Source organism: Streptomyces sp. NPDC005899 (assembly GCF_040629645.1).
Taxonomy (GTDB): Bacteria; Actinomycetota; Actinomycetes; order Streptomycetales; family Streptomycetaceae; genus Streptomyces.
This window is the reverse complement of record NZ_JBEXWB010000299.1, coordinates 1-8009: the sequence shown is the minus strand read 5'-3', so window position 1 is coordinate 8009 and position 8009 is coordinate 1. Positions and strand designations below refer to the sequence as shown.

Here is an 8009-nt window from a genome sequence, read left to right as displayed (position 1 = left end):
GGCACGGCCGGCCCGGACGACGGCGTGGTGCGCGCCCACCTCGCCGCCACCCAGCCCGACCACATGGTCCCCGCCGCCCACGTCCGGCTCGACGCCCTGCCCCTCACCCCCAACGGCAAGACCGACCGGCGTGCCCTGCCCGCCCCCGGCCCGGCCGCGCCGGGGGCGGGCAGGGCACCGCGTACCGCCCGCGAGCGCGTCCTGTGCGAGGTCTTCGCGGAGACGCTCGGCGTGCCCGACGTGGGGGTCGCGGACGACTTCTTCACCCTGGGCGGCCACTCCCTCCTCGCCGTCACCCTCGCCCGGCGTATCGAGGAACGGTGCGGTCGGCGACCGTCCCTGCGGGCATTGTTCGCCGCCCCCACCGCCGAGGGCGTCGCCCGTCTCCTGGACGACGAGGCGCCGCAGGACCAGGGGGACTCCGCGGCCGCCGGCCTCACCGCCGAACGCCTGGCGCCGGACATCACGCGCCGGCCCGCCGGGGCCCCGGTGCCCGCCCCCGCCCGCGGATCCTCCCGTCCCTCCCCCCGCCCCCTGCTCACCGGCGCTTCCGGTTTCCTCGGCGCCTTCCTCCTGCGCGACCTCATCGAGACCACCGGCGGCCCGGTCGACTGCCTCGTACGGGCCGAAGACGAACGGCGGGCCGCACACCGGCTGCGGGCCAACCTGGAGCGCTACGGCCTGTGGCGCCCCCGGTACGCCGACCTGATCCGTCCCGTCCCCGGGGATCTCGCCGCGGCCGGCCTCGGTCTGGCACCCGAGGCCCGGGCCGCCCTGGCCCGGCGCCTCGGCCCCGTCGTCCACAACGGCGCACGCGTCAACTTCGCCGCCACGTACGGCGACCTGCGCGCTCCCAACGTGGCGGGCACGGAGGAGCTGCTGCGCCTGCTCGCCGACTCCGGCTCACCCGGGATGCACCACATCTCGACCACGAGCGTCTACGCCCCGGTGCCCGGCCCGCACGGCGCCGCCGTCACGGAATCGACCCCGGCCGGACCGCCGTCCGCCCTTCCGGACGGATACGCGCGGAGCAAGTGGGCCGCCGAGCAGCTCGTCGGCCAGGCACGCGAGCGCGGCCTGCCCGTCACCGTCTACCGCCCCGGCCGCATCAGCGGTGACACCGCCACCGGGGCCTGCCAGGAACGCGACCTGCTGTGGCAGCTCATCAAGGGGTGCCTCCAGGCGGAAGCGGTGCCGGACCTGCCGCACGGCACGACCGACTGGGTGCCCGTGGAGTACGTCAGCGCCGCGGTGGTCGCCCTGGCGACGTCCACGGCCACCGGCACGGAGACCTATCACCTCACCAACCCGGACGCACCCGGCCTGGACCGCGTCTTCGAGGCGGCCGCCCGCCTGGGCCATAAGCTGCGTCCCGTGCCCGCGGAGGACTGGCGGGCCCGCGTCGCCGCCCAGCACGACAACGCCGCCCAGCTGTTCCTGGGCGGTGAGGGGCGGACCCGGGAGGAGGCGGCGGAGCACCGGGTGTTCGACTCCAGCCGGACGGCCGAGGCGGCCCAGGCGCTGGGTGTCCACCTGCCGCCCCTGACGGACGACGTCCTGACCCGCTACCTGACCTACTTCCACGGGACCGGCTTCCTGCCCGCCCCGCGGCTGGTACGGGCCACCAGGTGACCAGGCCACGCGCGGGCGCCCTGCCCTGACGGCGTGTCGGTGGCCGGCGGAACATCCACCGGCCACCGCCGGACGTGCTGAGGGTGGCCGGGCCGCCGCCGGGCGCCCGACCGGGCCGCACCACTCGCCTGTTGATCTCGAAAGGATGAACCCCGGCCGGATGTGCCCACGCCGCACGCGGTGACTCTCCACGCTGCTGCTGTGCAGAAGACAAGTGGCGGTACGTCCCGGCGCTCCCGCGCCGGCAGCGCCCGGGTGGGGAAGCAGCGGCAGCACCAGGATCCTCCCGGGGACCCGGGGAGGCCCCCGGGGGTGGAGACGGCCCGCCGGGCACCGGCGGGCCAACGGGTGCGGTACTGGTTCGACAACACGCTGACGGGCGGTGTGGCGGCCCTGATCGGCTGGCTCGCGGTCGCCTGCCTCGCCGTCGTCGTCCCGGTGAGCGCGGTCCTGGTCTGGACGGACGACCGGGCGCCCCATTCCCTCCGCTCGAAGATCGCGGCGGTGTGGCGGACGGTCGGCCAGACCTTGAGACTGGGCGGCGAGGTCGGCTCGCCGCTGCGCATCGCCCTGACCGTTCTGCTCGCTCTCGTGGCCCTCTTCTACGTCTCGACCCTCGTCAGTCTCATCACGGCCGCCATCACCGAGAAGCTCGTCGCCCTGCGCCTGGGCCACTCCACGGTGCTGGAGGAGGGGCACACCGTCGTGCTCGGCTGGTCCGCCCAGATCCACACGGTGGTCACCGAGCTCGTCACGGCCAACGCCAACCAGCGCCGGAGCGCTATCGCGGTACTGGCCGACAGGGACAAGACGGAGATGGAGGAGGAGCTGGACGCGGAGGTGGGCCGCACGGGCCGCACCCGGATCATCTGCCGCAACGGGCGGCCCGCCGATCCCGTCGCGCTCGCGCGCGTGAGTCCCGGCTCGGCCGACGCCGTCCTGGTGCTTCCGCGGGACGGAGCGGACGAGGACGCGGAGATCGTCAAGAGCCTGCTGTCCCTGAGGGCCGCGGTAGGCGACGAGTGCCGGGTACGGATCGTGGCCGTGGTCCGCGACGACCGCTACCGGCTCGCCGCCCGCCTCGCGGCCGGACCGGACGCGGTCGTCCTCGAGGTCGACGACATCACCGCCCGCCTCGTGGCCCAGTGCGTCCGGCAGCCCGGCCTCTCGCTCGTCTACCAGGAACTGTTCGACTTCGCCGGGGACGAGTTCTACGTCATCGACGCACCGGAACAGGCCGGCCGCGCCTTCGGCCAGGTACTACGCGCCTATCCGACCGCCAGCGTGGTCGGCGTCGTCCGTGCCGACGGCACCGTGCGGCTGAACCCCGCACCCGACTCGGTGGTCCACCCGGGGGACCGGCTCGTCGTCATCGCGCGGGACGACGACACCGCGGTACCGGCCGACGGCCCCGCGGGGTTCGACGAAGCGGTCATCGTGTCCGGCGAACCGACGCCGGCCCGCCCCGAGCGACTCCTCCTGCTGGGGTGGAACCGCCGGGCACCACGCATCGTCGACCACCTGTCCGGCCACGCCACGCCGGGCTCCGTGCTCCACGTCGTCGCCGACGGAGGGCGGACGACCGCCGCCGCGGTGGGGGAGGCGGCCGTCGGGACCCCGGGCCTGGACGTCGTCTTCCACCGGGGAGACCCCACCCTGCCCGAGACGGTGAACGGCCTGGACGCCTCCGGCTACGACGGGATCATCGTGCTGGGACCCGACCGGGCCGCCGGCGGCGGGGCCCCGGACGACAGGGCGCTCGTCACACTGCTGCTCCTGCGTGCCCTCGAACGGGAGACGGGAAGACCGATCCCCGTGGTCACCGAGATGACGGACGACCGCAACAGGGCGATCGCCCCGGTCGGTCCGGGTGCCGACTTCGTCGTGAGCGGCAAGCTGATCGGTCTCCTGATGGCCCAGATCTCCCAGAACTGGCGTCTCGCGCACGTATTCGAGGTGCTGCTCGCTCCGGGGGGCTGCGGGATCCACCTCAGGCCGGCGGGTGACTACGTCCGGGAAGGGCGCCGCACCGACTTCGCCACCGTCGTCGAGTCCGCGTCACGCCGAGGGGAGTGCGCCATCGGCTACCGGGTCCGCGAGCGTGCGGCGGTCGGGCCCGACCACGGGATGCGGATCAACCCCCCGAAGTCCGACGTCCGCCTCTGGCGTGCGGACGACGACGTCATCGTGATCGCCGGCCACTGAAGCCGACCGGCCATGAACCGGCCGTCCACGAGCCGACCATCCGTGACCCGGCCGGCCTGGTCGACCCGCCACGGGCCCTACGCGGAGCACTCCGGCCCCGTCCGGCTCCGGGTCACGGCATGGACCGCAGAGGCGGATGCTGCGTCGTTATCCCGGAGGGCTGGAGCAGTGGCGGAGGCTCCGGGCCCGGGTCCTGGGTGAGCACGACGCCGGAGGCCGCGTGGTCGAAGCCGGCCGGCCAGCGGGTGTGCGCGCTCGCCAGCGCCCCGGTCAGCCGTGCCCGCAGGAGGTCGGCCGTACGCAGGTCACAGCCACGCAGGTCCGCCAGCCGCAGGTCCGCCCCGCGAAAGACGGCACCACCCGCGTCGGCCTTGCGTAGATTCGCCTCGCGCAGATCGGCCTCGGTGAAGTCCGCGTCCCGCAGATCCGTCTGGACCAGCCGCGCGCCCCGCAGGTCGGCGCGCACACAGCGGGCCCGGCGGAGTACGGCCGTCTTGAGGTCGGCGTGCCGCAGATTGACCGAAACCAGGGAGGCTTGCGTCAGGTTCGCGTGGTAGAGGCCCGCCGCCTCCATGCAGGACCGGTCGAGGTTCACGTCGTGCAGCCACAGCCCGTCGCAGTCGGCACGCCGGAGGTCCGTGACGCCGAGATTGACCCAGGTCTGCTCCCGGGGGTGCAGCAGCAGCACGCCGAGCCCGGTCAGGGTCACCTGCGCGTCGGCGGCACGCACCTCGAGCGGAGCGAGGTCGTTGATGGGCACGTCCGCCTCCTGGGCCGCCGGCCAGGGCAGGTGGGTACGCAGGTAGGCGGCCTGGATCGAGACGACGGCCTCACGGTCGCGGGCCGAGTGCTCCGCTATCCGCCACAGCGCGTGCAGCCCGCCGATGCGCGTCTCCAGCTTGTCGCTGCCGAGCTGGTCGACGGCCCTGCTGAACCGGTCGGTGACGTAGCCCTCCTGCGTCGCGCGTAACCCGGCCTGGCTGACGCCGAGTTGCCGCCAGGTCGCGTACGCGCCGAAGACGAGGACCATGCCGCCCATGGCCTGCAACAGTGTCGTGCGGACGTCGTTCACGGCTTTCAGCCGGTCCTGCGCCGCGACGCTCGCCCCGGCGAGGTCCCGGTCGACCACCCCGCCCGGCAGGAGGACGAGGACCGCGCCGAGTACGGCCGCCCCCACGGCCCCGGCCAGCAGGGGCGCGATCGCGCGATGCCTGACCAACCGGGCGTGCCACGGTCTGCGGTCCCGATCCCCCGTCTCCATGGGCATGGGAGCCTACGGCCCCGTCTCGGCCGCGATCAACCGCCCGGTGGCCGCCGTCCCGGGCGGGCCCCGCCCCGCATGGCGGGCGTCCGTGTCGCGGCGCAGACTGGCCGGGAAGGACCCCGCTCCGGGAAGGCCTGGTGCAATGGGCGAGTACGTCGACCTCGCGGGTGTACGGACGTGGTACGAGACCGAGGGAGCCGGTGACCCGCTGGTCCTGCTGCACGGTGGCTTCTGCACCAACGACACCTGGGGTGAGCTGCGGGCCGGGCTGTCCGCCGGACACCGTGTGCTCCTGCCCGAACGGCGTGCGCACGGACACACCCCCGACGTCCCGGGGCCGCTCTCCTACCAGGACATGGCTGACGACACCGTGGCGTTCCTGGAGACGGTCGTGGAGGAGTCGGCGCATCTGGTGGGATGGAGCGACGGGGGAGTCGTCGCGCTGCTCGCCGCCCTCGCCCGGCCGGACCTGGTGCGCGCCGTGGTGGTCGTCGGAGCCAACTTCCGGCCGTCCGCCGAGTGTTTCGTCGAACCCGCGATGCTCGACGCGATGACACCGGACGGCACCGAGCTCGCGTTCTTCCGGGAGCTGTACGAAGCCGTCGCGCCGGACGGCGCCGGCCACTGGCCGGTGGTGGCTGCGAAGGTGCTCGACATGTGGCGCACCCAGCCGACGCTCACCGGCGAGGACCTGGCGCGTGTCGAGGCGCCCGTCCTCGTCATGGTCGGCGACGACGACATGATGACGCTGGAGCACACGACCGCCCTCTACGACGGAATCCCGGACTCCCGGCTGGCCGTCGTGCCCGGCGCCTCCCATCTGCTCCCGCTGGAGAAGCCGGCCGTGGTGCGGCAGTTGATCACCGAGCACCTCGCACAGGAGGCGGTGGAGACGATGCTCCCCGTCCGGCGTGCCGGGCCAGGAGGGGTGGGAGGAGCCGCCGCCTGAGACGGCGGGTCGCGCCCTCACTGCAAGTCTCGACGTCGAAACGGTCCGTCGACAGCTGTTGCTGTTCAATCTCTGTACGCGTCCCGGCGCGCGGTGTACCGTCTCGGCCCGAAGCCTCTGGGAGCGCTCCCACTCCCGCTCGGCCTCGCTCCCGCACGATTCCGCTTCGCTTCGCATCTGGAGGACGCGTTGAGACGTCTCATGGCTTTACTGGCCACCTTCGCAACGGTGCTCGGACTCACCGCACTGTTCAGCCCCGTGGCGTCCGCCGCCTCCGGCTGCAAGGTCGACTACACGGTCACCAACCAGTGGCAGGGCGGCTTCCAGGCCGGGGTCAAGGTCACCAACCTGGGCGACCCCGTCAGCGGATGGACGCTGAAGTTCACGATGCCGGACGGAGGACAGCGGGTCGTCCAGGGCTGGAGCGCCACGTGGTCGCAGTCCGGTTCCACGGTCACCGTGGCCGGCGCCGGCTGGAACAGCGCACTCGGCACCGGCGCGACCGCCGAAGCGGGCTTCGTCGGCTCCCTCACGGGCGCCAACCCGAAGCCCACCGCCTTCACCCTCAACGGCGTCGCCTGCACGGGTTCCGTCGACGGCGGCGGCCCCACCACGCCGCCGGACGACAGCGGCACACCCGTGGGCACCAACGGGCAGCTCCACGTCTGCGGTGTGCATCTGTGCAACCAGTACGACAAGCCCGTACAGCTGCGCGGTATGAGCACACACGGACTCCAGTGGTTCTCCCAGTGCCACAACGCCGCCTCGCTCGACGCGCTGGCGAACGACTGGAAGTCGGACCTGCTGCGCATCGCCATGTACGTGCAGGAGGACGGGTACGAGACCGACCCGGCCGGCTTCACGAGCCGCGTGAACAGCCTCGTGGACATGGCGGAGGCCCGGGACATGTACGCCCTGATCGACTTCCACACCCTGACCCCCGGTGACCCCAACTACAACCTCGCCCGCGCGAAGACGTTCTTCGCCTCCGTCGCCGCTCGCAACGCCGGCAAGAAGAACGTCATCTACGAGATCGCCAACGAGCCCAACGGGGTCAGCTGGTCCGCCATCAAGAGCTACGCCGAGCAGGTCATCCCGGTGATCAGGGCGGCCGACCCGGACGCCGTCATCATCGTGGGCACCCGCGGCTGGTCCTCCCTCGGGGTCTCGGACGGCTCCAGCGAGAGCGAGATCATCAGCAATCCCGTGAACGCCACCAACATCATGTACACGTTCCACTTCTACGCGGCCAGCCACAAGGACAACTACCGTGCCGCGGTGAGCCGGGCGGCTTCGAGACTGCCGCTGTTCGTCACCGAGTTCGGCACCGTCAGCGCCACCGGAGGAGGTGCGGTGGACCGGTCCAGCACCACGGCCTGGCTGGACCTGCTCGACCAGCTGGACATCAGCTACGCGAACTGGACCTTCTCCGACGCGCCCGAAGGCAGCGCGGCGCTCCGTCCCGGGACCTGCGGCGGCAGTGACTACAGCGGCAGCGGCGTGCTGACCGAGTCCGGCGCCCTGATCAAGAGCCGGATCAGCACCCCGGACAACTTCCCCACCAGCTGACCCACAGCACGTCCGACGGGGCTCCGGACTGTCCGGAGCCCCGTCACACGCGTCGGTGCGGGGCCCCGCGGTACGCGCGCCGACCTGGCCGCTCGCTCGCCACCCCGCCCGGAGCCGGGCTGCCGCGGCCCCCGTCCGCGCGGAGTGCCCAGGGGTGACACCGGCGCCACGGCTCGCTCCTGCGGCGGGGCGGTGGCGGGGTGCCGTGCCGCCGGGTGCGGTGCGTGAAGGCGAGGGGCGGACCATGAGGGGATCCGGGGGTGTGCTGGTCGAGTGGCCCGGGTTTGAGAGAGTGGGGGGTATGGATATCGAGCGCAGGAACAACGTCACGGTCACCGGGAACCCGCGGGGGCGGGCGGTGGTGCTGGCTCACGGTTTCGGTTGTGACCA

5 protein-coding genes and 1 pseudogene are annotated in these 8009 nt (G+C 72.9%); 5 read left to right on the top strand and 1 reads right to left on the bottom strand.

Annotated features, from left to right (window positions below; genetic code table 11):
• Positions 1–1632, top strand: a 1632-nt coding sequence (locus ABZ371_RS25640) for a thioester reductase domain-containing protein (protein ID WP_358683728.1), incomplete at its 5' end; no start/stop codon positions are given.
• A gap of 201 nt (positions 1633–1833) precedes the next feature.
• On the top strand, positions 1834–3837 hold the full coding sequence (locus ABZ371_RS25635) for an NAD-binding lipoprotein (RefSeq protein WP_358683726.1): 2004 nt from the start codon (positions 1834–1836) through the stop codon (positions 3835–3837).
• Positions 3838–3949: 112 nt separating this feature from the next.
• On the opposite strand, the gene ABZ371_RS25630 is transcribed toward ABZ371_RS25635, so the two are convergent.
• Complete coding sequence (locus ABZ371_RS25630; RefSeq protein ID WP_358683724.1) at positions 3950–5098, bottom strand: pentapeptide repeat-containing protein; 1149 nt, start codon at positions 5096–5098, stop codon at positions 3950–3952.
• 145 nt (positions 5099–5243) lie between these two features.
• Here ABZ371_RS25630 and ABZ371_RS25625 point away from each other — a divergent pair, with 145 nt between their 5' ends.
• From ABZ371_RS25625 to ABZ371_RS25615, 3 genes and pseudogenes are all read left to right on the top strand, one after another.
• Positions 5244–6050, top strand: a complete 807-nt coding sequence (locus ABZ371_RS25625) for an alpha/beta hydrolase (RefSeq protein ID WP_358683722.1) — start codon at positions 5244–5246, stop codon at positions 6048–6050.
• Between the two features lie 189 nt (positions 6051–6239).
• A complete protein-coding gene (locus tag ABZ371_RS25620) occupies positions 6240–7619 on the top strand; it encodes a cellulase family glycosylhydrolase (RefSeq protein WP_358683720.1) in 1380 nt (459 codons plus the stop codon).
• Between the two features lie 301 nt (positions 7620–7920).
• A pseudogene (locus ABZ371_RS25615) lies at positions 7921–8009 on the top strand (alpha/beta hydrolase); the annotation flags it as partial.